We start from the raw sequence: 24,474 nt of genomic DNA on the forward strand, positions 1-24,474 counted from the left end.
ACTAGCATCTATTCCTGCAAAAATATCGATAGAATATTCACTTTTAGTTTGTGTTTTCACTATATTTCTTGTTGATTTCTTCTTTTACACTCTCAAAGTTTTTATTAGCTAAACTTCTTAAGTCTTCTCTGATTTGTTTGTTCATATCCAGGACCTTGCTATACCGCTCACTTGTTTTGTCAGATAAGAGCTGGAACGCTTCCCGGCTAATATGGCCTTCATCTCTTAATACTCTCAAAGGCTCTCTAATATTTGATTTTTCGTACCTGTTAGCCTCATTCCAATCAATTCCGAAGCGCGGAATATCAGATAATAACTGATCATACCTCTGACTTGAGGCATTGGTCACAGCGTCTTTCTGCCACTGTGTCCACTTATCGGCAATCTCGCGGGCTCTAGCCAATTCTTGATTTAATTGTTCTTGATTTCTCGCATTGCTATAAATCCCTTTAGCTGCTTGCGCTACTTCTTTTAATTGATTTTGACCCTCAGCGTTAAGGTCAAAGCCTATTACATTCACAATTGGCTTTATATTGGAGTCGGCCAGACTTTGGGCCTCAGCGACAGGATCCCCATCACATGTTTCTACGCCATCACTTACTAAATAAATGATATTGGTATTTGTATCGCTCTTATATGAACTTAAATCTTTCTTTGCTTCTTCAATTGCTTTAGCTAGCGGCGTCCAGCCAGCAGGCTGGAATTCATTTAAAGATTTCCCCAAAGCTTCAGCATCATAAGAACTCATTTCATAAACCAATTCATTGCTCTTACAGGAAAGTTCTTTATCTTGATCTGACCCTGTACCTTCATGCCCATATACGCGGAGAGCAATGTTAGCACCTTCAGGCAAGGATTCCGCAAATTCCTTAATGGACTCCTTTGCGATATCCATCATGGATCTTCCATCAATTTGGTTTGCCATACTGCCGCTTGCATCAAGAAGGATTTCAACATTTAAATTATCTTTAAATTGAAAACGTTCATCTTCTATATCCGGGCTGCCAAATGCTTCAACTTCAAGGATGCCCAGCACCTCTGCTGGATTTGCATAGTCTTCATGAAATAGAGAAAGGGACTTCCTCCAATAAAGTTCTATTTCCTGTTCAGATGGATTTTCGTCCAGCTTTGGAAGCTCCCTCAGTCTTTCTACTGCTTCCTTTTGTTCTTCAGGGGTTAACTCATCAAATCCTTTCCCTGAGAATTCTCCTGCATCTGCATTAACTAGTTCAGTCACTGTTTCGGTAGGTTTAGGAAGGTCAGCCAGCAGCTCTTCAATAGCAGATTCATCATCTTCTTCCTTTTCTGATTCTTGCTGATCTGCAACCGTTTCTGTCTCATTATCACTTGCTTTTTTCGAATCAGAATTCGGCTTATTTTCACTGCATGCTGATAAAAAAACAACTGTCAGCAGAAAAACAAGCACCCGATGAAGCTTATTACCCATAATGAAAAAACACTCCCTAAACAAAAATGAATATTTAGCGGCAAATCTTTGGATACATTGCCGCTAAATATTGATTGTAATCTTATTAAAATGGCTGTGAACGCTGTATCATTATAAAGTATCGGAAATTTTCGCCAGAATATCATCTACAATTCCTTTAATCCCATCACCATCGAATGCACTTCCGAGAAGCGCCGCAATTGTTACAACAACTGCTCCAACTGCTACCCATTCCAATGTCTGAGCTCCTCTTTCATTGTTAAGAGCACTTGTCATTCTTTGATAAAGCTTGATTGAAACCTTTCTCATGACTTAACACCTCCTTTCAAGTAAGTTCTCATTGCCTATTAACTTAAGAAATTATTAAAATCCTATTTAAAAATGTTCATTATACTGTCCTCGCCAGTGAACATGTTTAAAATAAGTAATCCGCCGATTAATAGCATAACAGTCGGCATGACAATGAAAGTGGTAATCAACGTAATCTTGGGTGAGGCTTTTGCTGCCTCTTCTTTGATTTTCTCTTTCTTCATGTTCCGCATTTCATTTGCCTGCAGCTTAAAGGTAGTTGCAACAGGAACTCCAAGGCGCGATCCCTGAATCAATGATTTAATCAGTGATTGAAATGCCTCATTATCATTTCTGTCCAGGAGACTTCTATATGCTTTCTCCCGGGGAACTCCTAAATCTATCTCCTGATTAAACCGTGCAAACTCTTCTCCTACAGGACCATCAAAGTAAGGGACAATGTCCCTTAGTGCCTGGTCCAGCCCAATGCCTGCCTGCAGGGTCACACTGACAGTATCCAGAAAGTCCGGCAGAACATAGCCAAGTTCATCCTGCCTTTTTTTAGCTTTGTTTTTAATCCATAAGATTAAACTGAAATAGCCAGCAAGCGGGAGTGCAATAATCAAAATCTGAGACATCGGAAATTGGATGATAATCAGCATGAACCCGATAACAAACCCAACCAGCAGAGCGAATATTTTCAGGCCTTGGAACCGTTCGACAGTCAGGCCATAAGGATAGCTGGCCTGCATAAGCCATTTCTCAACATCCTGTGATTCACTGAAAAAATTCACCCTGTTTCCCAATGAAGAAAAGTCATCCGCGTAGTAAAACGTTCTTTCCAGCCATTTTTCACTGCTGTTTTTCCTTCTTTTTAAACTGAACCTATTTACAAACACATTGTCTTGTATATGCTTTTTTAATTCTTGTTTCTCAATCAAATAGTCATAGAATGACTTCAGGCCAATCGAAAATAGAAACAAACCCATTAAAACACAAATTAGAATTAAAACATCCATTGCCTACACCCTTATGTTGGTGACTTTTTTAATTAAGAAGAATGTTAAGAAAGTACCAATCAAAAATATCACTAGCAGGACAAGTCCTATCCCCGTAAATAAAGGATCGATAAATCCTTCATTGATATTGTTCATGACCAGAAGCAAAAAGATGGGAAGGACAGGTACGATATATGCAACATATCTTTGCTCTGCAGTCATCGTTTTAATTTCCTGCAATAGCAATTTTCTTTCTTCCATTGTTTTTCCCATTTCGTCCAGGACGGCATGGATGTTTCCTCCAGCCCGTTTTTGAATTAACAAGGACGCTACAAATAATTGATATTCCCTGGACGATATTCTTTTTTGCATATTTCTAAGTGCACGATTAAAGTCAACCCCAAGCTGGAGTTCACTATACAGCCTGCTGAATTCTTCCCTTGCAGGTTCATTCAGCTCCTGTGCTGCTATCCCAATACCTTGTGTCAAGGTCATTCCGGACCGGGTGGAGTTAGCTAGTATCCGGCAGATTTCAGGAAGCTGGTCATTCATCCTCTCCTCGTATTTATTGCGGCGGATTAAGAATAAGGCTCTCCTAGCTACTTCCATCAAAACCATCGATACCACAATGTTTATAGGAAATTTAATGCTGAAAAAGTTATTTAAGAAAAAAGCAAATGTAATAGCGCCAAAAAATAATATTCCGTAAAATTCTGATGCCATTAATTGAATGTTTGCACGTCTTAGCTGATCAATCGTTTTTTTACCCATACTGGTCCGGTCAAATTTGTCACCCAGAACGAGAATGAAGCTTTTTCGGTTGCTGTTATGGCCGTACCATTTTCCAACTTTATTCCGCCACTCTTTTTTGGAATTTCGATAGCCTAATAGATTGTACACTCCCCATAACCCGAAGAGGACAGCTAAACTATAAAGAATAGATATGGTCACTGTCCCTCACCTCTTCTTCTGCATGAAAAATTGATTCGTCTATATCTGCTCCAAAAATTCTTAATCTATCAAGACATTTAGGAATGACTCCAGTTGGGGTAAAGTAGCCTAATATTTTCCCACTTCCATCGATGCCCGTACGTTTGAATCTGAAAATTTCTTGAATCTCCGCTTCTCCGTTAGGGTTTTTTACGACTTCAGAGATTGAAACTAATTTCCTCTGTCCATCCGGAAGGCGTATTCCCTGTATAATTAAATCCAATGCTCCTACAATGTACTCTCTGATTACTTTTGAAGGCAGATCCATGCCTGCCATGATAACCATACCTTCCACCCGCTTTAAGGCGTCAAGCGGTGAGTTGGCATGGACTGTAGTAAGTGAACCCTCATGGCCTGTATTCATTGCCTGAAGCATATCAAATGCCTCTGATCCGCGAACCTCCCCAACAATAATTCGGTCAGGCCTCATACGCAGGGCGTTCCGCACCAGTTGCCGGATCGTTATTTCTCCGGTCCCTTCCACGTTTGGAGGTCTCGCTTCCATTCCGACTACATTGGGCCGATCCAGCTTTAATTCCGCCGAGTCTTCAATCGTGATAACCCTTTCGCCACTAGGTATTGATCTGGCAAGGGCGTTAAGAAGAGTTGTTTTACCGCTGCCTGTACCTCCGGAAATAAGGACACTCATCTTGGCAAAAACAGCTGCATTGATAAACTGTGCCATTGCTTCGTTTAAAGATCCGAATTCAATCAGATCGCTCATTTTAAAAGGATCGGCCCTGAATTTCCTTATAGATATGAGAGTCCCATTTAAACTAACAGGAGGAATAACTGCATTTACACGGCTTCCGTCTTGAAGCCGGGCATCGACCATAGGAGAGCTTTCATCGACACGCCTTCCGAGCGGTGCTACAACCCGGTCAATGATATGCCTTACATGAGCTTCATCACGAAACTGCAGATTAGTTAATTGCAATTGTCCCTTTTTCTCAATGTAGACTTCATTATGTCCATTTATAAGAATCTCTGTAATTTCATCATCTTGAAGAAGGGGCTCGAGCGGTCCAAAACCTACTGATTCATCGATTAATCGAGTAAGTAAGGTTTCTTTGTCGCTTCTGGAAATAATAACTTTTTCTTCTGTCATGAATTGGCTAATTAAACGCTCGATGGCTAACCGCATTTCACCTTGTGTCAAGCTTGTCAGCTGTTCCAGATTGGTTTCTCTCAGCAGCCGGGTTTTATAATGTTCGATTAGCTCTTCGATATAAGGGCTGTCGTAAGCAGAATAGCTCACCTTTGATGTTGATGATTCCGGGTGATGCTTCTCTGTACGTTTAAATAACGACATTCTTTCCCTCCTTCCCCATCGTATCAATTATTTTAGAAGGGTTAATACCCACTTTCGAACGTCTTTTGCAACTGGTATAAGCTTCTTCTCTTTAGTTGTTTTTCTTAGTGGTTCGCCTTTATTAATAAAGGTTTGTACCCCTTTAATATCTCGTCTTACTTCAGCACTTACAGGAGCTGTCAGTAAATTTTTCACATCAGCAGGCGTCAATTCGTTCTCTCTTCCTTTTTGATTGACCACAATTTCCAGGCGCTCTTCTGTATCCATGCCCAGTCTTTTAAATAAATCTTCTACGTGTTTGAACACCTGAAGGGATGGGGTGTCCAAGTTCATCACATAGTAAATAACATCTGCTTCTTCCAAAGCTACATATGTATTGGATGTCATATTTGAAGGCAGGTCAACAATGACATAATCATAGCTGCGCCTGCAAGCCCTTAATAGTTTAGTGAAGAAGTCTTCATTCAATCCCTCTGCGATCTCCGCATCTCTTGGGCTCAGTAGGATCTCCATTTTGGAGTTTGGTTCTTTCTCACTGACATTCCTTATATGATTCTCATTCAATTCATTAATAACCGGCTTTAAATCGGCAAGCGAACGATTGCTTTCAATCCCTAAGTACATATCCGCTCCGCCAAATTGCAGATTCATATCGATTAAAATAACCTGTGCTGTAGATTCTAACTTAAGTGTCTGGGCAAAAGTGCTTGCAAGAAGTGTTGCGCCGCTTCCTCCCTTGCCGCTGTAAAAGGAAAAAATTTGCCCTCTTCCCCTTCTTAAGCCATGGTTAGAAACAATGCTTTGTGAATGATGTTTGCTTTGTTCCTGAGCAATTAACAGAATTCGTTCGATTCGATCACTGAATTGGCTCATTTCATCCGGAAGAACAAAAAAATCAGTAGCACCTGCTCTTGAAGCGTCTCTGAGCACCAGGAAATCCTGTTGTTTTGCAATAAAAACGATAATAATGTCCGGATATTCACTATGAATATATTGGACTAGTTCAATTCCTGATTCATCTTCTGGATTTACCAGCAAAACGACAGCGGGCGCAATCCGGTCAATTTCTTTTCTTACCTCAGAGGGTGCAGCCTGCTGCAGGCTTGGATATGCCTGAAGTGCCTGTTGTATAATCTGCTCACTGATTTGCTTATCGTCACTGACAAGCAGAATATTGCTTCCCGTAGCCATGTGTTGTACCTCCGACATCAATATACTTTTTTGGCATTAACATTGTAATTTGCAGCTGATTAATTTCCCTCTCCAGCAGGTTTTTCGGCTGGCTTCTTCTCTGCTGGTTTTTCGGCTGGTTTTTCGTTAGAAGCTTTTTGTTCTGCCGGCTTTTCAGCTGATTTCTCGCTAGAAGCTTTTTGTTCTGCCGGTTTCTCAGCGGCCTGCTTCTCGGCAGCCTTATCGCCATTTACAGCTTCTTGAGCCGGTTGATCTTTACCTACGTTAGCCTTTAAAACTCTTATACTATCTGCGTAATTTTGCATGTGAATAAGCTTAGGGGCATCCTCTTTTGAAACCTCGAGACCGACACCCAGCAATTTTTTCTTATTATTTTCAGAAATCCTAGACACAAAAACATCGGACATAAAAATTTCTGTCTTTGGAGTTCCTTCGAATTGGTGTGAGACTACTATATCTACACGGTCATGACCTTTAACTTCCTCATCAAAAGATATTTTTTCATTGGCAAATAGTGCAACTAGGCGGTTATTTGGATCACCAACCCCTGAGAAGTCCTTTAAAACACTCTTCGTAATAATTTCACCCTTTGATATGGGAACTACGGATACTTTATTTGCTATGTCTTCTGGTTTCTCTATATAGGATCCCTTAACTAAAAATTTATTTGGAAATCAACAGTCTCTACATCTTCCGGTTTGATAATTGCCCTGGAATCAATCTGTTCACTGGCAACATAAACTTTTGTTGTTCCACCCAGTTTATTATTAAGCTCACTTACTTTTTGAAGAAACATAAATCCGGCTATCAGGGCCAGGATTAATGAGATGGATATAAAAATAATGGCTCTCCTCTTTGACTCTAGCATCCTAAATCTTCTCTCCTGTATCTGGATATATTTTATTAAAATGAAAAATTATGGAAATATATTTCCTGCTATTTACCCCGTTTAAAATTATGTAAAACCGTATTTTTAAAAATTTTCCTTTTTTTATACTATATATTTACTATCACGCGTTCACCTTTCCGTCAAACCTGCCCATGGAAATGTCGAATTCTGTCTGTATTTTTCTTCCTATTAATATCTCAAAATCAAGACTTTATAATAGGTATCAAGATCTATTTATATAGTGGCTATGGAATGTATATTCGTAAAATATCTTTTAACTTTCACCGGGTTTTATTACAAATATTACAATTTGTAGGTCTTTAGGTTTGTTTTTCTTCGAATCTCCTCCATTAGCAAATTTAATACTCAATTAGGTATTATTGATGATATTAAAATAACTACAAAACAATAAATTAATGTAATTTTTCACCAGCATATGTATTATTTCACTATAAGTTTAAAATAAGGACTGTAGATAGTCGGATAAGTAATTTATTTAATTCTAAAGATTCATGGGAATACTTTTGATCCTTGAATAGTCAGAAAGGCATATCTATATTTAAAAAACTGCCTTCATATGAAGACAGTTTTATCACCCTTTTCTTCTGTATTTAATCCTAAAATCTGAGTAAATGACAAAAAAAAGATACAGCCAGCATCTACTGACTGTATCTTTCTATTTATTCTCCTACTACCTTAGCATCCTTCAGCATTTCATCCGTCAAAGTAATTCCCTGTTCTTCCGCAGCTTTTTTATTAATCACAAGCTCAAGGCTTTCCGGGTAACCGACCGGGATTTCGCTTGGCTTTTTACCTTCAAGGATATCAACGGCCATTTGTCCAGTTGTGTATCCCAAGTCATGGTATTCAAAACCATAAGATGCGAAGCCGCCGCGTTTCACGGAATCGCTTTCGCCAACAAAGGCCGGAATGTCTTTTTCATTGGCCACTGTCAATACAGATTCAAGTGCAGAGACAACTGTATTGTCTTTTGGAATATAGAATACATCTGCACGGCCAACTAGTGATTCTGCCGCCTGTTTTACTTCAGAGCTTGTAGAAATGGTTGTTTCTACAGCTTCCAGGCCAACGGCTTCGATGGCTTCTTTCGCATGTTTTACATTGACAACAGAGTTGGGTTCTCCGTCATTGTATATGATTCCAACTTTTTTAGCATCAGGAACGAATGTTTTAATCGAGTTGATCGTATCCTTGATGGCATCTGGATGTGTATCAGATGTACCCGTTGCATTGCCCCCCGGCTTTTCCATGTTTTGTACAAGTTCCGCTCCCACTGGATCTGTAATAGCTGTAAAAAGGATTGGAATTTCCTTAGTAGACTGAACCACAGACTGTGCGCTAGCAGTTGCTATCGCCAAAATAAGATCATTTTTGTCCGCCACCAAATTCTGGGCAATCGACATGTTATTGTTCATATCTCCCTGTGCATTTTGGAAATCAATTTTAAGGTTCTTTCCTTCTTCATAGCCTGCATCTTTTAATGCTGCAATAAAACCCTCTCTTGCTGAATCCAATGATGGATGTTCAACAATCTGGGTAATTCCGATTTTCACCGTTTTCTTTTCAGCCGCTTCCCCGCTGCTTTCCTCATTACCTGATCCGCATGCAGCCAGCATCAATAATGCACTGCTTGCTAAAATAGCCAACATCTTCCTCATCCCAAATCCCCCCGGCAAATTTTTTTATGTACCCTTGTTGAATACTCGTTCTTATTTTTTATAATATTTTGATAATAACACGTTTAATAACTTTGAAACAATAGGAAATCTATTATTAGTAAAATAATTATATAAAAGCCAATAAGCAGCTGCTTTTTGTGGAAGACTATTAAAAAACATGAAAAGGAGGACAAGGATGGAATTCGATTGGATCTGGAAATCAATCCTTGTTGTGATTGGCGGTACCTTGCTTTTAAGACTGGCTGGCAGGAAATCCATTTCGCAAATGACTTTGGCTCAAGTGGTGATTATGATCGGCATTGGTTCTTTATTAATTGAGCCAGTTTCAGGTGATAGCATTTGGACCACTCTTGCTGTAGGCTTCATTCTTGTCCTCACTTTAATCATTATGGAATATGCACAAATCAAATCTGACAAGTTTGAGAAATTTATTACTGGCCAATCTAAAATCATCATTGAAGACGGAAAATTAAATGAGGCAAACCTGAGAAAACTGCGGTTTACAGTAGACCAGCTGGAAATGAAGTTAAGGCAGCAAAATGTAGCTGTGATTAGTGATGTAAGATGGGCAACTTTGGAGGCAAACGGCCAGGTAGGCTATGAATTAAAAGAAGAAGCCCAGCCTGTAACAAAAAAAGAATTTCAGCAGCTGCAGGCGGATGTCCAGCAGTTGATCAATCTTCTGGAACCTGCTTTTGCTAAGGGCTTTTCAGTCCATATCCTGCCCGAAAATAAAGAGGATATTTTTACCGAAGTAGCCGAGGAAGCTCCCAAAGACAATATACCCGGCCATTTGCAATAACTGAAAATAGCTGCTGATCGAAAAAATCAGCAGCCTTTTTTATATCAATCAATTAACCCTTCTTCTTTCAAAAAACCATTCCAGAAACAAAAAGCCTCCTTAGGTTCATGAACTGAAGTATATCCTTTTACAAAAATCGTTTTAAAAGATTATATATAGAAATGTAAGCTTCTTATACGAAATAGCTTTAATATACTAAATAATCATGACCAGGATTCTTTAATAACAAGGACAACAAGGTGGTGGCGTTGGAACCCATAATGCGGACACGGGTAATATACTCCTGTTTCCCGCCTATAAATGTCCAACCAAAGAGAATCTAAAAAATCTGCTGGCAAGGACTTTTATAATGAAAAATCATGCTTACCTCCAGGGTTTGGCTTGGGTAAAATCACAATAAAAGAAGTTCCTCGCCCATTAATCAAATAGAAACAAACCACTCCTCTAATGAGGAGTGGTTTGTTTGGGAAGGACGTTATTACATCATGCCGCCCATTCCACCCATGCCGCCCATGTCAGGCATTGCAGGGCCAGCATTTTCTTCCGGCTTGTCAGCAACTACTGCTTCAGTTGTTAAGAACATAGCCGCAACAGATCCAGCGTTTTGAAGAGCTGAACGAGTTACTTTAGTTGGGTCAACGATTCCGGCTTCGATCATGTTTACCCACTCGCCAGTAGCAGCGTTGAAGCCTGTTCCAACTGCTTCGCGCTTTAAGCGATCAACAATGATTGAACCTTCAAGGCCTGCATTGTGAGCGATTGTACGTACAGGCTCTTCCATCGCACGCAATACGATGTTAACACCAGTAGCTTCATCGCCTTCAGCTTCAATGGCAGCTACTTTATTGTAAACGTTTAGAAGGGCAACACCACCACCGGAAACGATACCTTCTTCTACAGCTGCACGTGTAGAGTTAAGGGCGTCTTCGATGCGAAGCTTGCGCTCTTTCAATTCAGTTTCAGTTGCAGCACCAACCTTAACAACTGCAACACCGCCAGCAAGCTTAGCTAGGCGCTCTTGTAATTTTTCGCGGTCAAATTCAGAAGTTGTTTCTTCCATTTGAGTACGGATCTGGTTAACACGTCCGCCGATTTGCGCGCTGTCTCCAGCACCTTCAACGATTGTAGTGTTTTCTTTTGTAACAACTACTTTAGTAGCGCGTCCTAAAGAGTCGATTGTAGCAGACTTAAGGTCGCGGCCAAGCTCTTCTGTAATTACTTCACCGCCAGTAAGAATCGCGATGTCTTCTAACATAGCCTTACGGCGGTCACCGAAGCCAGGAGCTTTAACAGCAACTGCATTGAAAGTTCCGCGAAGCTTGTTAACTACCAATGTAGCAAGTGCTTCACCTTCAACATCCTCAGCTACAAGCAATAATGGCTTGCCTTGCTGTACAACCTGCTCAAGGACAGGAAGGATTTCCTGGATGCTAGTAATCTTCTTGTCAGTGATTAAGATATAAGGGTTTTCAAGAACCGCTTCCATCTTATCAGAATCTGTTACCATGTATGGAGAAGCATATCCGCGGTCAAACTGCATACCTTCTACCACATCAAGCTCAGTAGTGAATCCTTTAGATTCTTCAATTGTGATAACACCGTCGTTGCCAACGCGCTCCATAGCTTCAGCAATCAATTGGCCAACTTCATTGTCAGCAGCAGAAATTGCTGCAACCTGAGCAATTGATTCCTTGTTTTCAATTGGCTTTGAAATAGCTTTTAGCTCTTCAACAGCGGTAACAACCGCTTTTTCAATACCTTTGCGGATACCCATTGGGTTAGCGCCTGCAGTAACGTTCTTAAGTCCTTCACGGATCATAGCCTGTGCAAGAACTGTTGCAGTTGTTGTACCGTCACCAGCAACATCGTTTGTTTTGCTTGCAACTTCAGCAACAAGCTTCGCACCCATATTTTCGAAAGCATCTTCTAATTCGATTTCTTTCGCGATTGTAACACCATCATTAGTGATTAATGGAGAACCGAATTTTTTTTCAAGAACCACGTTGCGTCCTTTAGGTCCAAGAGTAACTTTTACTGCATTTGCAAGGGAATCTACACCGCGAAGCATCGCACGGCGGGCTTCTTCACTAAATTTAATCTCTTTAGCCATTTATATAAAACCTCCTCAATTTTTTTAGCTCTTTTTCTGTTTTAAAATCTACCGTACTTCGGCTATTAGCCAATTACAGCAAGAATATCGTTTTCACGTAAAATTAAGTATTCTTTGCCTTCGTACTTCACTTCAGTACCAGCATATTTTGAGAAGATAATACGGTCGCCGTCAGCAACTTCAAGAGCAACGCGCTCACCATTTTCAAGAACGCGGCCAGTTCCCACAGCTACAACCTTACCTTCTTGAGGTTTCTCTTTAGCAGTGTCCGGCAGTACAATGCCGCTTGCAGTTTTTTCTTCAGTTTCAACAAGCTCGATAATAATTCGATCACCTAGTGGCTTTAACAAGTGAAACAACCTCCTCAAATAATATGTAAATATTTTTATTTATTAGCACTCTCCCTAATCGAGTGCTAACACAATTATTATATTAATGAATCTCATTTCCATTTGCAAGGGTGAAGCTTAAATTTTTTAAAAAAATTTGCACCGTCCAAAAGACGCTAAAATTCGACACAAACAACCTCATAAGTATGCTTCATTTGATTTCTTTTTAGTCAGTAAGCTAAAAAATCCTTTGCTGCAGCGCTGAAATTTGAAACGGGCTCCTTTTTATGAGTAAAATGGCTTTAGTACATGTTTTAAAACCATCAATTTTAAGGGGTAAACATTTTGAAGAAGGAATATTGGATTATTTTAATAGCCTATATTGCTATGCAGCTTTCAAGTCTATTCGGCGTTCCGCTGGTCCTCTTATTTGCAGACTTCCTCGGACAGAAGCCCGAAAACATGCAAATTCTGGCGGTAGCCTACTGGCTTGTCATCAGTTTCACTATTACATTGATCATTACGCTTCTTTTATTGAGAAAAGAAATGAAAATGGGATTGGCACAAAGAGATGCTTCTTCCGCAGCAAGCGCAGTCGGCTGGGCAATTGGCGGCATATTTTTAGCTTTAATCGCTCAAGCTACAGCTGCAAGCATTGAGAACATGATTGGCGTGGAAATGGGATCTGAAAATACACAGCAAATCATACGGATCATAGAAGCCTCCCCTGTCGTAATCTTGATTAGCTCAGTAGTGGGGCCCATCCTGGAAGAGATCGTATTTAGGAAGATTATTTTCGGTTCTCTCCATAAACGATTTAACTTCTTCCTATCTGCCCTAATCAGTTCTGTGATTTTTGCTCTCGCCCATTTTGAACCTGAACATATTCTTTTATATTCGGCCATGGGCTTTACCTTTGCTTTCCTATATGTAAAAACAAAACGGATAATCGTACCGATTTTTGCCCACGTTGCCATGAATACTCTTGTGGCAGTCATTCAGCTTAATCAGGAAAACTTGGAAAATTGGATGAAGGAAATGGAAAATGTACAAAGCTTTATCAGCTGCATTGCAGTCTAACACTCAGCGAAGTAAATCGTTTCGCTTTCACTTTATTGGAGGATTTTGATGAGAAGCACACCTTTGTTTTCAGGCATCGTATACATCCTGCTGGGATGCCTTTTTACCTTTATAGCCATTCAAAATATACAACGTGAAGAAGCATGGGGTTTCTTTACTTATTTTCTAATCATCATTGCCACATTCGATCTTGGCACCGGCCTGCGAATGGTTGGTTTCCATTTTAAAATGAAAAATAAAAAAAACAAAAAATGAGCCCGCAATAAGGCTCATTTTTTTATGATTGCTCACTTTCAATTTCCTGCAGCTTCTCTGCTTCCAATACTTTTTTATATGAAATGCGAGAGATAAAAATACTGACTTCATATAAAAGCAGCAGCGGAATCGTCACCATCATATGGGATAAAAGATCAGGCGGTGTAATAAAAGCGGCTATGACCACTAATACAAAGTAAGCATATTTCCGTATCTTCACCAAATATGCTGGTGTGACAATTCCCAGCCTTGTTAAAAACATGACCACTACCGGAAGCTGGAACAGCACCCCAAATGGAATGGTCAGCTGGAAAAGGAATTGAAAATATTCATTTATCCCAATTACTTGATTGATCGCAAGCCGGTTGGCAATGGAAGTCATGAACTCAACTACAAATGGAAATAAAATAAAATAAGCGAATGCGATTCCGCCGACAAATAGAATGACAGAAACGGGTATATAGCTCAGTGTTACATTCCGCTCTTTGTCAGATAATCCTGGGCTAATAAAGGCCCACAGCTGATATAAAATCACGGGCGATGTAATAATAAAAGCAATCAGAAAAGCAAATTGCATATAAACTTTAACCGGGTCGGTTAACCGGAAAGCATTCATCGTCAGTTCCTTCGCTTCATCCGCTTTTTGCAAATAAACAATCAGCGGTTCAGCCAGGAAAAAGCTAAATATTACGGCGATAAAGAAAAAGATAACAGAAATGACTATCCTTTTTCTTAATTCCCCTATATGTTCATAAATCGTCATATCATTATGACTCATATCTATTCATCCTAACTTACTTAGCATCTTTTTTATCGTCATTGTCCGCTAAGCCTTTTGCGCTGCGTTTTTAAATTCACGTAATGTATTCCCAGCTGCTCTTCCCAATTCCGGAAGTTTTTTTGGTCCAAAAATCACTAATGCAATCAAGATAATGAGTATGAGGCTTCCAGGTCCAAGATTCATCATTGCTGCACACCTCCCCTTACCTATAATAGCGAATCCATTACAATCTTCAACTGTTATCTATTGGAATGCAGGATGGCTTACGTTTCTGCAGGATAATTTTTTAAGAAATAAACCAATGACTGCAATTCAACAGCCAGGTCAATATGGTGAATCCGAATGGATGAAGGCACGGTCAGTCTTGCAGGCGTAAAATTCAGGATGCCTTTAATCTTGGCTTTAACCATCCGATCAGTAATCGCCTGTGCTGGCGGTGCCGGTACTGTTAAGATAGCTACCTGAATATCATTTTCTTCAATGACCTTTACCAGATCATCCATATGATAGACAGGCACATCCCCTATCTTCGTTCCTACCTTGTTCTCATCCACATCAAAAGCAACTTCTATCTTGGTATTATTATTATTCTTAAGAAAATTATAATTTAAAAAGGCCGTCCCTAAATTACCTACTCCGACCAATGCTACTTTAGTCAGTTCGTCCTGATCAAGGGTTTTACGAAAAAAGGACAGCAGATAATTTACATTATAGCCGTAACCCTTTTTCCCTAAAGCACCAAAGTAAGAAAAGTCCCGGCGGATTGTTGCCGAATCCACCTTAACCGCTTCACTTAGTTCCGCTGAAGAAACCCTTTGTTTCCCCGAGGAGTGGAGGTTTTTGAGAAAACGATAATATAAAGGAAGCCGTTTAGCAGTGGCTTGCGGTATTTTCATTGGTTCATTGGCCATTCGTTCATCTCCGTCCCTATGATGTATTAGTCTCGTTTAAAATCTCCGTTTTTTCCGCCTGTTTTTTCCATCAAAAAGGTTGGTCCGATTACCATTCCTTTGTCAACTGCTTTACACATGTCATAAACAGTTAGAGCACAAACAGAAGCTGCTGTTAACGCTTCCATTTCCACACCTGTATTTCCTTTCGTCTTTACAGAAGCAGTGTGATGAACAGAATATTTTCTTCCTGCTCAGTTTTCCATGTAAAGGAAATATCAACGCCAGTTAGCGGCAGCGGATGGCACATTGGGATAATATCCCATGTTTTTTTGCTTGCCATGATGCCGGCAACCTGTGCAACAGAAAGCACGTCCCCTTTTTTCATGGTATTAGATGTAATCTTTTCGTATATTTCCTTATTAACAGTTATGCTCGATTGGGCAATGGCTGTCCGCGCTGTTTCAGGCTTGTCGCTGACATCCACCATTTTTGCTCTGCCCTCTTGATTAAAATGGGTAAAATCCGCCATAAAAAAACACCTCTCTCCAAAATCATACACTATTTTTCCCCATCTTTGTACGGGCTTTGTATGCTTCTTCACATATTTCTTTACTATTTTCGTATAAAAATATTTCCATTCAGCACCTGCAGGATAAAAGGCCTGCCTCCTTTATTGCCGAACATATATGAATAAGTTACACTTACTCTATACTATAGAGGTGAAAAAAATGATACTTTTACAAGTAAATCAGCTATCAAAAAACTTTGCTGCTGATCCTATTTTAACGAATATAAAGCTTGAAGTACAAACCAGGGACCGGATTGCCCTTGTAGGACGTAATGGAGCAGGGAAATCTACTCTTTTAAAAATTATAGCCGGCCATATGGCATATGATTCCGGGGACATTATTAAACCCAAGGAAGTAACGGTAGGATACCTGGCTCAAAATACAGGCCTTGAGTCCCACCTTTCCATTTGGGATGAGATGCTGACAGTGTTCGAGCATTTGCAAAAACAGGAAAAACAGCTGCGCCGTCTTGAAGAAAAAATGTCAGACCCTGAAGCCATGAATAATTCCGATGCATACGATCGAATCTTAAAGGAATATGACAAGCTTCAGGTAGAATTCAAAGAGAATGGCGGCTATCAGTATGAAGCGGATATCCGTTCCATTCTTCATGGGCTGAACTTTAATTCTTTCGGCTACAATACGAAAATTTCATCCTTAAGCGGCGGCCAAAGAACAAGGCTTGCCCTTGGAAAACTTTTGCTGACAAAACCCGATATTCTCATATTGGACGAGCCTACAAACCACCTGGACATTGAAACATTATCATGGCTGGAGCAATACTTGCAGAGCTATGACGGTGCCATTCTAATTGTTTCCCATGACCGTTATTTCCTGGATAAGGTTGTTTCCCAGGTATACGAAATTTCAAGGCACCAAATCCGTAAATATCCTGGAAACTATAGCTCCTATTTGGACCAAAAAGCAGAAAACTTTGAACGGGAAATGAAGCAATTTGAAAAACAGCAGGAAGAGATTTCAAAGCTTCAGGATTTTATCCAGCGCAACCTTGCACGAGCTTCAACAACCAAACGCGCCCAAAGCCGGAGAAAACAGCTTGCCAGAATGGAAGTGATGGACAGGCCGCTGGGAGACGAGAAATCCGCATCGTTTGGCTTTGATATTGAAAGGCAATCTGGCAATGAGGTTTTAAATGTAAAATCACTGGCTGTCGGATATAATGATAAAGTTTCTGAGAATATTTCCTTCCGCCTTGCCAGAGGAGACAGCATTGCCCTTGTAGGTCCAAATGGAATCGGCAAATCTACTTTACTGAAAACAATTGTGAAAAAGATATCGGCTCTTTCCGGGGATATACAATACGGATCCAATGTAACAATCGGATACTATGACCAGGAACAGGCTGAGCTTACCAGCAATAAGCGGGTCCTAAACGAATTATGGGATGAATATCCGCTTAAGCCTGAAAAAGAAATTCGCACGATCTTAGGCAATTTTCTTTTTTCCGGTGATGACGTCCTTAAAACTGTCTCAACTCTTAGCGGCGGTGAAAAAGCCCGCCTGGCGCTGGCAAAGCTGATGATGCAGAAAGCTAATTTCTTAATCTTGGATGAGCCGACAAACCATCTTGATCTGGACAGCAAAGAAATCTTGGAAAATGCTTTAATTGACTATCCGGGGACCATACTTTTCGTTTCCCATGACCGTTATTTTATCAACAGAATAACCACAAAGGTGATAGAGCTTTCCAGCAGCGGTGCAACTGAATATCTTGGGGATTACGACTATTATGTTGAAAAGAAGCAGGAGCAAGAAGAACTGCAGGCGTTTGATCAAAATAACAATGCTCATTCTGCACAGCCTTCAAAACAGGAAAAAAATAATTATCAGCTAGATAAGGAAGCAAAAAAGGTTGAAAGACAAAGAAAAAGAAGAATGGAAGAAATCGAAGAACAGATAGAAGCGCTGGAAAAGAAAATCGAAGATTATGATCAGCTTCTCTGCGATCCGGAAGTTTATCAAGACCACGAAAAAGTATTGGAAATAACAAAAGATAATGATGAATTAAAAGCAAAACTGGAAGAACTAATGGATGAATGGACAGTTTTAGCAGATGAATAATGCAGGAAAATTCATAACTTTTAGACTGGTAGGATAGTCACTGCCAGTCTTTTTTATTATCCACAAAGATAACCACAAACAAAAGTCGATTATATACGGTCTCCACAGGGTTTTCCACATTATCCACAGAAACACGGTATTTTATCCACATTATCCACATAAAATTCAGAAAACGAGCATTTTATCCACAAAAAAAACCCCCGGGACTACCGGGGACTTTTACCTATATTATTTATTGTTGTGGATAGCGATATCCAATCCTGGATTTGCATTCAAATCTAAGCCGGAATGAATGCCTTTTTCAAATAAAATACTGCCTGCTGCTGCAATCATGGCTGCATTATCTGTGCATAAAGATAGTGGCGGGATAATTAGCTCTATATCCGGATTATAGGCAAACTTGTCCTCCAATGCTGCACGCAGTCCTTTATTCGCTGCAACACCGCCTGCCAGCAGAAGTTGCTTAACTTTATATTCCTCCACAGCTCTTTCCGTTTTCGTTACAAGTACATCTATAACACTTTCCTGAAAACTTGCCGCAAGATTCTCAGGGACAATTTCTTCCCCACGCTGTTCCGCATTGTGGACAGTGTTAATAACTGCAGATTTTAATCCGCTGAAGCTAAAGTCATATGATCCTTCTTCCAGCCAGGCCCTTGGCAAATTGATCGTAGGCTTCCCCTCATGTGCAAGCTTGTCTATATGCGGTCCTCCCGGATATGGCAGGCTTAACGTTCTTGCTACCTTATCATAAGCCTCCCCTGCAGCATCATCCCTTGTTTCGCCAATCACCTCAAAATAGCCATGTTCCTTCATATACACAAGCTCTGTATGGCCTCCTGATACAACAAGTGAAAGCAAAGGAAACTTCATTTCAGCAACTAAGCGGTTAGCATAAATATGCCCTGCAATATGATGCACGCCTACAAGCGGGATCCCATGGGCAAAAGCAATGGCCTTTGCTGCATTTACACCGATAAGGAGTGCCCCAACAAGGCCAGGCCCTTCAGTTACAGCAATTGCAGATAGATCTGAATAAGTAATTCCTGCGTGGTTTAATGCTTCTTCCAGTACAATAGTTATTTGTTCGACATGGTGGCGGGAAGCAATTTCCGGGACTACTCCACCGAACCGTTTATGGCTTTCTATTTGGGATGCAACAACATTAGCCGCCACCTCCCGGCCATTCTTTATGATGGCAACTGCTGTTTCGTCACAGCTCGTCTCAATTCCCATGATCCATTGATCTTTTTTATTCATAAATTCACCCACATTACTAAAGCATCCTCTTGGTTATCAGTATAATAGTTCTTTCTAATTGCTCCATCCTGGAAGCCGAGTTTGCGGTATAAGGACTGTGCGGTGAAATTGGACACTCTGACTTCAAGGGTCATCGTTTTTGCACCCATTTCAACGGCAACCTCAATTATCTTACGCATTAGTGCTCCACCAAGTTTCCTCCCCCTATATTCGGGCAGCAGTGCAACATTGGTGATATGAGCTTCGTCCACAACTATCCATACTCCGCAATAGCCTATCACTTTATCATCTTCTTCTAAAACTACGTATACGGCAAACTGATTCTGTGTTAATTCGTTATAAAAAGCTTCCCTGCTCCAGGGAGTAGCAAACGATTTATGTTCAATTTCCAAAACATCATCAATATCCTGCTCATTCATAAAACGGAAAGTTAAGGACTTATTCATGCTTTCGCTTCCTCATCACTATAGCTTTTTCTCTTTGTTCGCTTCTATCCAATTGGCCTCGGCTTCCGCAAGACGAATATAATTCGGAACAAAAGAATGAAATTCCTCACCCTCACGGTCTCTGCCTAATAAAGCAAGTTCCGCAGGCCGTGGGTTGTGTTCGGTTGGTGCTGCATATACAGCTTGATCTTTGAGTATTTCCTCTAAAACATTTCGATGCAGCGGCAAATCGTTTCCTATGAAAAGCACCTTCTCATGTTGCTCAGAAAGCTGTTCAGCCCAATCTTTAGAAAGAAGCAGCTGGTCCTTCACAAGAGAAACTAACTGACCTTCCGTATATTGATACAGACCAGTATAAATCTGTCCTCTCCTGGCATCGAATAAAGGGGATACTACCCCATCAAAGTACCTTCCTGCAGAAGCAGCAAAAATTTCCAAGCTTGATACTCCTACCAGCGGTATATTTAATGTCCATGCAAGTGTTTTTGCTATAGTCACACCAATGCGAACACCAGTATAAGAACCAGGCCCTTTAGCAACCACGATTTTATCTAAATCAGCTGGTTGGACATCACATTCTTTCATTAACATATCAATAGCCGGCATAACCCGGACAGAGTGATTCTTCTTCACATTTGTAATATGCTCGCCTATTACCTTATCACCCTCGAGGAGGGCCACTCCTAGGGGGTAATTGGATGTATCGATGGATAGAACCTTCATGACATAATCTCCTTACACAATTCCTCATATCTCTTTCCTTTTGGTTCCAAAATTAGCCTTCTTGATCCGTTGTCTCCCAAATATAAAGAAACCGTCAACAATTCATCAGGAAGCTGGTCTTTAATTAAATGAGCCCATTCTACAACTGTGACCCCATTGCCTTCAAAATATTCATCAAAACCCAAATATTCAAAGGAATCTTCCACTCTGTATACATCCATATGATAAAGAGGCAATCTTCCCTGGTATTCCTTGATAATTGTAAAAGTTGGGCTATTCACATTCCTGATTACACCCAGGCCCTGTGCCAGTCCCTTTGTAAATGTCGTTTTACCTGCACCTAAATCACCTTCCAGAGCAAGAACATCCCCCGGCCGGAGCAGGCTGCCAAGTCTTTTTGAAAATCCCATGGTATCCTCTGGCTGGTTCGAGATAAACTCAATCTGACTCATATTATTTCATCACCTTTAGTGGTTTAATCTGCTTATGAACAAAAAAACCTTAGGATAAATCCTAAGGAGAATAATCTATATGTAGTGTACATCATTTTAAATCAATGGGCAAAGCCTGCCATCTTTCATTAGTTGGTGCACTAGAAGGAAGACTAAAAAAGACATAAAAAAAGACGAAACCTTGTTTCGTTCTTTCAATTAAATCTATAAAAATGGCGGTCCGGACGGGACTCGAACCCGCGACCTCCTGCGTGACAGGCAGGCATTCTAACCAACTGAACTACCGGACCGGATTGCGGGGGCAGGATTTGAACCTGCGACCTTCGGGTTATGAGCCCGACGAGCTACCGGACTGCTCCACCCCGCGATAGTATTATTTATGTGTTTTTTCTATGCTCACATATAGCATAAGGACTGTCCCGATCTCAGGAAGCATAACCAAGATGCGTCTCGATCGGTACAACTCGCAGAATATTCTTGAAGCAACGCTCGTTGCTCCACCCCGCGATAGTATTATTTATGTGATTTTTAAAATGCTCATATATAGCATTTAGAAAACCAAAGCCCGGCAGCGTCCTACTCTCACAGGGGGACAGCCCCCAACTACCATCGGCGCTGAGAAGCTTAACTTCCGTGTTCGGTATGGGAACGGGTGTGACCTTCTCGCTATCGCCACCAGACTATTTGATTTGAAGAAAATTCATTCCTTCAAAACTAGATAATGCATGAAGAAGTGTTGCCGAGTATTCACCAATAACTTGGTTAAGTCCTCGATCGATTAGTATCAGTCAGCTCCACATGTCGCCACGCTTCCACCTCTGACCTATCAACCTGATCATCTTTCAGGGATCTTACTAGCTTGACGCTATGGGAAATCTCATCTCGAGGGGGGCTTCATGCTTAGATGCTTTCAGCACTTATCCCTTCCGCACATAGCTACCCAGCGATGCCTTTGGCAAGACAACTGGTACACCAGCGGTGCGTCCATCCCGGTCCTCTCGTACTAAGGACAGCTCCTCTCAAATTTCCTGCGCCCACGACGGATAGGGACCGAACTGTCTCACGACGTTCTGAACCCAGCTCGCGTACCGCTTTAATGGGCGAACAGCCCAACCCTTGGGACCGACTACAGCCCCAGGATGCGATGAGCCGACATCGAGGTGCCAAACCTCCCCGTCGATGTGGACTCTTGGGGGAGATAAGCCTGTTATCCCCGGGGTAGCTTTTATCCGTTGAGCGATGGCCCTTCCATGCGGAACCACCGGATCACTAAGCCCGACTTTCGTCCCTGCTCGACTTGTAGGTCTCGCAGTCAAGCTCCCTTGTGCCTTTACACTCTGCGAATGATTTCCAACCATTCTGAGGGAACCTTTGGGCGCCTCCGTTACTTTTTAGGAGGCGACCGCCCCAGTCAAACTGCCCACCTGACACTGTCTCCCGCCCCGATAAGGGGCGCGGGTTAGAATTTCAATACAGCCAGGGTAGTATCCCACCGACGCCTCCACCGAAGCTGGCGCTCCGGTTTCTACGGCTCCTACCTATCCTGTACAAGCTGTACCAAAATTCAATATCAGGCTACAGTAAAGCTCCACGGGGTCTTTCCGTCCTGTCGCGGGTAACCTGCATCTTCACAGGTACTATAATTTCACCGAGTCTCTCGTTGAGACAGTGCCCAGATCGTTACGCCTTTCGTGCGGGTCGGAACTTACCCGACAAGGAATTTCGCTACCTTAGGACCGTTATAGTTACGGCCGCCGTTTACTGGGGCTTCGATTCAAAGCTTCGCTTGCGCTAACCTCTCCTCTTAACCTTCCAGCACCGGGCAGGCGTCAGCCCCTATACTTCGCCTTGCGGCTTCGCAGAGACCTGTGTTTTTGCTAAACAGTCGCCTGGGCCTATTCACTGCGGCTCATCAGGGCTATTCACCCTAATGAGCACCCCTTCTCCCGAAGTTACGGGGTCATTTTGCCGAGTTCCTTAACGAGAGTTCTCTCGCTCACCTTAGGATTCTCTCCTCGCCTACCTGTGTCGGTTTGCGGTACGGGCACCTTTTCCCTCGCTAGAGGCTTTTCTTGGCAGTGTGGAATCAGGAACTTCGGTACTAAATTTCCCTCGCCGTCACAGCTCAGCCTGTATGGTAACGGGATTTGCCTCGTTACCGGCCTAACTGCTTGGACGCGCATATCCAACAGCGCGCTTACCCTATCCTCCTGCGTCCCCCCATTGCTCAAACGGTAAAGAGGTGGTACAGGAATATCAACCTGTTGTCCATCGCCTACGCTTTTCAGCCTCGGCTTAGGTCCCGACTAACCCTGAGCGGACGAGCCTTCCTCAGGAAACCTTAGGCATTCGGTGGATGGGATTCTCACCCATCTTTCGCTACTCATACCGGCATTCTCACTTCTAAGCGCTCCACCAGTCCTTGCGGTCTAGCTTCAACGCCCTTAGAACGCTCTCCTACCACGGACATCGCAGATGTCCATCCACAGCTTCGGTGATACGTTTAGCCCCGGTACATTTTCGGCGCGGAGTCACTCGACCAGTGAGCTATTACGCACTCTTTAAATGGTGGCTGCTTCTAAGCCAACATCCTGGTTGTCTAAGCAACTCCACATCCTTTTCCACTTAACGTATACTTTGGGACCTTAGCTGGTGGTCTGGGCTGTTTCCCTCTTGACTACGGATCTATCACTCGCAGTCTGACTCCCATGGATAAGTCTTTGGCATTCGGAGTTTGTCTGAATTCGGTAACCCGATGAGGGCCCCTAGTCCAAACAGTGCTCTACCTCCAAGACTCTTACTACATGAGGCTAGCCCTAAAGCTATTTCGGAGAGAACCAGCTATCTCCAAGTTCGATTGGAATTTCTCCGCTACCCACACCTCATCCCCGCACTTTTCAACGTGCGTGGGTTCGGGCCTCCATCCAGTGTTACCTGGACTTCACCCTGGACATGGGTAGATCACCTGGTTTCGGGTCTACGACCACATACTCATTCGCCCTATTCAGACTCGCTTTCGCTGCGGCTCCGTCTTGTCAACTTAACCTTGCATGTAATCGTAACTCGCCGGTTCATTCTACAAAAGGCACGCTATCACCCATTAACGGGCTCTAACTACTTGTAGGCACACGGTTTCAGGTTCTCTTTCACTCCCCTTCCGGGGTGCTTTTCACCTTTCCCTCACGGTACTGGTTCACTATCGGTCACTAGGGAGTATTTAGCCTTGGGAGATGGTCCTCCCTGCTTCCGACGGGATTTCTCGTGTCCCGCCGTACTCAGGATCCACTCTGGAGGGAACGAAGTTTCAACTACAGGGCTTTTACCTTCTCTGGCCGGCCTTTCCAGACCTGTTCATTTACCTCGTTCCTTTGTAACTCCGTGTAGAGTGTCCTACAACCCCAAGAGGCAAGCCTCTTGGTTTGGGCTAATCCCGTTTCGCTCGCCGCTACTCAGGGAATCGCGTTTGCTTTCTCTTCCTCCGGGTACTTAGATGTTTCAGTTCCCCGGGTCTGCCTTCCATACCCTATGTATTCAGGTAAAGATCCTATCCCATTACGGATAGGGGGTTTCCCCATTCGGAAATCTCCGGATCAAAGCTTACTTACAGCTCCCCGAAGCATATCGGAGTTAGTCCCGTCCTTCATCGGCTCCTAGTGCCAAGGCATTCACCGTGCGCCCTTTCTAACTTAACCGTATTTGACGTATTCATCGAAGATGAAATAGCCAATGGTTTTAACTCTATTTAACATAGAGAGAATTTACTAAAATGGCGATTACTCGGTTATTGCTTCTTCATTAACATTATCTAGTTTTCAAAGAACGAATATTCCAGAGAGATTGGTCTCTCAAAACTAAACGAACAAAACACGTCACGTCT

21 protein-coding genes, 2 tRNA genes, 2 rRNA genes and 2 pseudogenes are annotated in these 24,474 nt (G+C 42.0%); 4 read left to right on the top strand and 23 right to left on the bottom strand.

Annotation, left to right across the window (positions count from 1 at the left end):
• Window positions 1-43: 43 nt before the first annotated feature.
• The 9 genes from AC3ZVC_RS02960 to AC3ZVC_RS03000 all read right to left on the bottom strand — a co-directional run bounded on the left by AC3ZVC_RS02960 (window position 44) and on the right by AC3ZVC_RS03000 (window position 8,794).
• A complete protein-coding gene (locus AC3ZVC_RS02960) occupies window positions 44-1,447 on the bottom strand; it encodes a VWA domain-containing protein (RefSeq protein WP_490066195.1) in 1,404 nt (467 codons plus the stop codon).
• 111 nt (window positions 1,448-1,558) lie between these two features.
• Window positions 1,559-1,756, bottom strand: a complete 198-nt coding sequence (locus AC3ZVC_RS02965; RefSeq protein WP_490066196.1) for a hypothetical protein — start codon at window positions 1,754-1,756, stop codon at window positions 1,559-1,561.
• A gap of 62 nt (window positions 1,757-1,818) precedes the next feature.
• Window positions 1,819-2,754 (bottom strand): type II secretion system F family protein, encoded by a 936-nt coding sequence (locus AC3ZVC_RS02970; RefSeq protein WP_490066197.1) that lies wholly within the window; start codon window positions 2,752-2,754, stop codon window positions 1,819-1,821.
• Between the two features lie 3 nt (window positions 2,755-2,757).
• On the bottom strand, window positions 2,758-3,684 hold the full coding sequence (locus AC3ZVC_RS02975) for a type II secretion system F family protein (RefSeq protein ID WP_490066198.1): 927 nt from the start codon (window positions 3,682-3,684) through the stop codon (window positions 2,758-2,760).
• Entirely contained in the window at window positions 3,662-5,035 is a 1,374-nt protein-coding gene (locus tag AC3ZVC_RS02980; protein WP_490066199.1) for a TadA family conjugal transfer-associated ATPase, read from the bottom strand. The genes AC3ZVC_RS02975 and AC3ZVC_RS02980 overlap by 23 nt, the downstream gene beginning before the upstream one ends.
• Before the next feature lie 27 nt (window positions 5,036-5,062).
• A complete protein-coding gene (locus tag AC3ZVC_RS02985) occupies window positions 5,063-6,226 on the bottom strand; it encodes a CpaE/TadZ family protein (protein WP_490066200.1) in 1,164 nt (387 codons plus the stop codon).
• A gap of 59 nt (window positions 6,227-6,285) precedes the next feature.
• On the bottom strand, window positions 6,286-6,633 hold the full coding sequence (locus AC3ZVC_RS02990; protein WP_490066201.1) for a hypothetical protein: 348 nt from the start codon (window positions 6,631-6,633) through the stop codon (window positions 6,286-6,288).
• A gap of 248 nt (window positions 6,634-6,881) precedes the next feature.
• Window positions 6,882-7,094: a hypothetical protein gene (locus tag AC3ZVC_RS02995; protein WP_490066202.1), complete on the bottom strand. Its 213-nt coding sequence runs from the start codon at window positions 7,092-7,094 to the stop codon at window positions 6,882-6,884.
• A gap of 701 nt (window positions 7,095-7,795) precedes the next feature.
• On the bottom strand, window positions 7,796-8,794 hold the full coding sequence (locus AC3ZVC_RS03000) for an ABC transporter substrate-binding protein (RefSeq protein ID WP_490066203.1): 999 nt from the start codon (window positions 8,792-8,794) through the stop codon (window positions 7,796-7,798).
• A 196-nt stretch (window positions 8,795-8,990) separates the two neighbouring features.
• Between AC3ZVC_RS03000 and AC3ZVC_RS03005 the strand changes: the two genes are divergently transcribed.
• On the top strand, window positions 8,991-9,617 hold the full coding sequence (locus AC3ZVC_RS03005; protein ID WP_490066204.1) for a DUF421 domain-containing protein: 627 nt from the start codon (window positions 8,991-8,993) through the stop codon (window positions 9,615-9,617).
• Between the two features lie 478 nt (window positions 9,618-10,095).
• Here AC3ZVC_RS03005 and groL read toward each other — a convergent pair whose 3' ends face one another.
• Complete coding sequence (groL, locus tag AC3ZVC_RS03010; RefSeq protein ID WP_490066205.1) at window positions 10,096-11,727, bottom strand: chaperonin GroEL; 1,632 nt, start codon at window positions 11,725-11,727, stop codon at window positions 10,096-10,098.
• A gap of 65 nt (window positions 11,728-11,792) precedes the next feature.
• Window positions 11,793-12,077 carry a co-chaperone GroES gene (gene groES, locus AC3ZVC_RS03015; protein WP_009336289.1) on the bottom strand — a complete coding sequence of 95 codons (285 nt, stop codon included), beginning with the start codon at window positions 12,075-12,077 and terminating at the stop codon, window positions 11,793-11,795.
• A 324-nt stretch (window positions 12,078-12,401) separates the two neighbouring features.
• Here groES and AC3ZVC_RS03020 point away from each other — a divergent pair, with 324 nt between their 5' ends.
• Both AC3ZVC_RS03020 and AC3ZVC_RS03025 read left to right on the top strand, forming a co-directional pair.
• On the top strand, window positions 12,402-13,136 hold the full coding sequence (locus tag AC3ZVC_RS03020; RefSeq protein WP_490066206.1) for a CPBP family intramembrane glutamic endopeptidase: 735 nt from the start codon (window positions 12,402-12,404) through the stop codon (window positions 13,134-13,136).
• Between the two features lie 48 nt (window positions 13,137-13,184).
• Window positions 13,185-13,391, top strand: coding sequence for a DUF4305 domain-containing protein (locus AC3ZVC_RS03025; protein WP_490066207.1), 207 nt, complete (start codon window positions 13,185-13,187; stop codon window positions 13,389-13,391).
• Between the two features lie 22 nt (window positions 13,392-13,413).
• Here the strand turns inward: AC3ZVC_RS03025 and tatC are convergent, their stop codons facing one another.
• From tatC to moaC, 4 genes and pseudogenes are all read right to left on the bottom strand, one after another.
• Window positions 13,414-14,169, bottom strand: a complete 756-nt coding sequence (gene tatC, locus AC3ZVC_RS03030) for a twin-arginine translocase subunit TatC (RefSeq protein WP_490066208.1) — start codon at window positions 14,167-14,169, stop codon at window positions 13,414-13,416.
• Between the two features lie 16 nt (window positions 14,170-14,185).
• Window positions 14,186-14,355, bottom strand: a pseudogene (gene tatA, locus AC3ZVC_RS03035) (twin-arginine translocase TatA/TatE family subunit).
• Window positions 14,356-14,435: 80 nt separating this feature from the next.
• Complete coding sequence (locus AC3ZVC_RS03040; RefSeq protein ID WP_490066209.1) at window positions 14,436-15,083, bottom strand: redox-sensing transcriptional repressor Rex; 648 nt, start codon at window positions 15,081-15,083, stop codon at window positions 14,436-14,438.
• 26 nt (window positions 15,084-15,109) lie between these two features.
• Window positions 15,110-15,594 (bottom strand): annotated as a pseudogene (moaC, locus tag AC3ZVC_RS03045) (cyclic pyranopterin monophosphate synthase MoaC).
• A gap of 199 nt (window positions 15,595-15,793) precedes the next feature.
• Here moaC and AC3ZVC_RS03050 point away from each other — a divergent pair.
• The gene (locus AC3ZVC_RS03050) at window positions 15,794-17,716 is read left to right on the top strand and encodes an ABC-F family ATP-binding cassette domain-containing protein (protein ID WP_490066210.1); all 1,923 of its coding nucleotides are present in this window, start codon (window positions 15,794-15,796) and stop codon (window positions 17,714-17,716) included.
• A gap of 228 nt (window positions 17,717-17,944) precedes the next feature.
• On the opposite strand, the gene tsaD is transcribed toward AC3ZVC_RS03050, so the two are convergent.
• From tsaD to AC3ZVC_RS03090, 8 genes are all read right to left on the bottom strand, one after another.
• The gene (gene tsaD / locus AC3ZVC_RS03055) at window positions 17,945-18,976 is read right to left on the bottom strand and encodes a tRNA (adenosine(37)-N6)-threonylcarbamoyltransferase complex transferase subunit TsaD (RefSeq protein WP_490066211.1); all 1,032 of its coding nucleotides are present in this window, start codon (window positions 18,974-18,976) and stop codon (window positions 17,945-17,947) included.
• Window positions 18,973-19,422, bottom strand: a complete 450-nt coding sequence (gene rimI / locus AC3ZVC_RS03060; protein ID WP_490066212.1) for a ribosomal protein S18-alanine N-acetyltransferase — start codon at window positions 19,420-19,422, stop codon at window positions 18,973-18,975. The genes tsaD and rimI overlap by 4 nt, the downstream gene beginning before the upstream one ends.
• An 18-nt stretch (window positions 19,423-19,440) precedes the next feature.
• Window positions 19,441-20,145 (bottom strand): tRNA (adenosine(37)-N6)-threonylcarbamoyltransferase complex dimerization subunit type 1 TsaB, encoded by a 705-nt coding sequence (gene tsaB / locus AC3ZVC_RS03065; protein ID WP_490066213.1) that lies wholly within the window; start codon window positions 20,143-20,145, stop codon window positions 19,441-19,443.
• Complete coding sequence (gene tsaE / locus AC3ZVC_RS03070) at window positions 20,142-20,597, bottom strand: tRNA (adenosine(37)-N6)-threonylcarbamoyltransferase complex ATPase subunit type 1 TsaE (RefSeq protein ID WP_490066215.1); 456 nt, start codon at window positions 20,595-20,597, stop codon at window positions 20,142-20,144. Before tsaE ends, tsaB begins: the two co-directional genes overlap by 4 nt.
• A gap of 213 nt (window positions 20,598-20,810) precedes the next feature.
• Window positions 20,811-20,887 (bottom strand) — tRNA-Asp (locus AC3ZVC_RS03075).
• A 3-nt stretch (window positions 20,888-20,890) separates the two neighbouring features.
• Window positions 20,891-20,964 (bottom strand) — tRNA-Met (locus AC3ZVC_RS03080).
• Window positions 20,965-21,160: 196 nt separating this feature from the next.
• Window positions 21,161-21,277 (bottom strand): 5S ribosomal RNA (gene rrf, locus AC3ZVC_RS03085).
• Between the two features lie 78 nt (window positions 21,278-21,355).
• Window positions 21,356-24,289 (bottom strand): 23S ribosomal RNA (locus AC3ZVC_RS03090).
• Between the last annotated feature and the right edge of the window lie 185 nt (window positions 24,290-24,474).

It is taken from the genome of Cytobacillus sp. C11.1, assembly GCF_058145115.1.

Bases quoted from the DNA above. Each gene is read 5' to 3' on its own strand.
- AC3ZVC_RS02960 (WP_490066195.1), bottom strand. From the start codon at position 1,447: ATGGGTAATAAGCTTCATCGGGTGCTTGTTTTTCTGCTGACAGTTGTT.
- AC3ZVC_RS02965 (WP_490066196.1), bottom strand. From the start codon at position 1,756: ATGAGAAAGGTTTCAATCAAGCTTTATCAAAGAATGACAAGTGCTCTT.
- AC3ZVC_RS02970 (WP_490066197.1), bottom strand. From the start codon at position 2,754: ATGGATGTTTTAATTCTAATTTGTGTTTTAATGGGTTTGTTTCTATTT.
- AC3ZVC_RS02980 (WP_490066199.1), bottom strand. From the start codon at position 5,035: ATGTCGTTATTTAAACGTACAGAGAAGCATCACCCGGAATCATCAACA.
- AC3ZVC_RS02985 (WP_490066200.1), bottom strand. From the start codon at position 6,226: ATGGCTACGGGAAGCAATATTCTGCTTGTCAGTGACGATAAGCAAATC.
- AC3ZVC_RS02990 (WP_490066201.1), bottom strand. From the start codon at position 6,633: ATGTCCGATGTTTTTGTGTCTAGGATTTCTGAAAATAATAAGAAAAAA.
- AC3ZVC_RS02995 (WP_490066202.1), bottom strand. From the start codon at position 7,094: ATGCTAGAGTCAAAGAGGAGAGCCATTATTTTTATATCCATCTCATTA.
- AC3ZVC_RS03000 (WP_490066203.1), bottom strand. From the start codon at position 8,794: ATGAGGAAGATGTTGGCTATTTTAGCAAGCAGTGCATTATTGATGCTG.
- AC3ZVC_RS03005 (WP_490066204.1), top strand. From the start codon at position 8,991: ATGGAATTCGATTGGATCTGGAAATCAATCCTTGTTGTGATTGGCGGT.
- groL (WP_490066205.1), bottom strand. From the start codon at position 11,727: ATGGCTAAAGAGATTAAATTTAGTGAAGAAGCCCGCCGTGCGATGCTT.
- AC3ZVC_RS03025 (WP_490066207.1), top strand. From the start codon at position 13,185: ATGAGAAGCACACCTTTGTTTTCAGGCATCGTATACATCCTGCTGGGA.
- tatC (WP_490066208.1), bottom strand. From the start codon at position 14,169: ATGAGTCATAATGATATGACGATTTATGAACATATAGGGGAATTAAGA.
- AC3ZVC_RS03040 (WP_490066209.1), bottom strand. From the start codon at position 15,083: ATGGCCAATGAACCAATGAAAATACCGCAAGCCACTGCTAAACGGCTT.
- AC3ZVC_RS03050 (WP_490066210.1), top strand. From the start codon at position 15,794: ATGATACTTTTACAAGTAAATCAGCTATCAAAAAACTTTGCTGCTGAT.
- tsaD (WP_490066211.1), bottom strand. From the start codon at position 18,976: ATGAATAAAAAAGATCAATGGATCATGGGAATTGAGACGAGCTGTGAC.
- rimI (WP_490066212.1), bottom strand. From the start codon at position 19,422: ATGAATAAGTCCTTAACTTTCCGTTTTATGAATGAGCAGGATATTGAT.
- tsaB (WP_490066213.1), bottom strand. From the start codon at position 20,145: ATGAAGGTTCTATCCATCGATACATCCAATTACCCCCTAGGAGTGGCC.
- tsaE (WP_490066215.1), bottom strand. From the start codon at position 20,597: ATGAGTCAGATTGAGTTTATCTCGAACCAGCCAGAGGATACCATGGGA.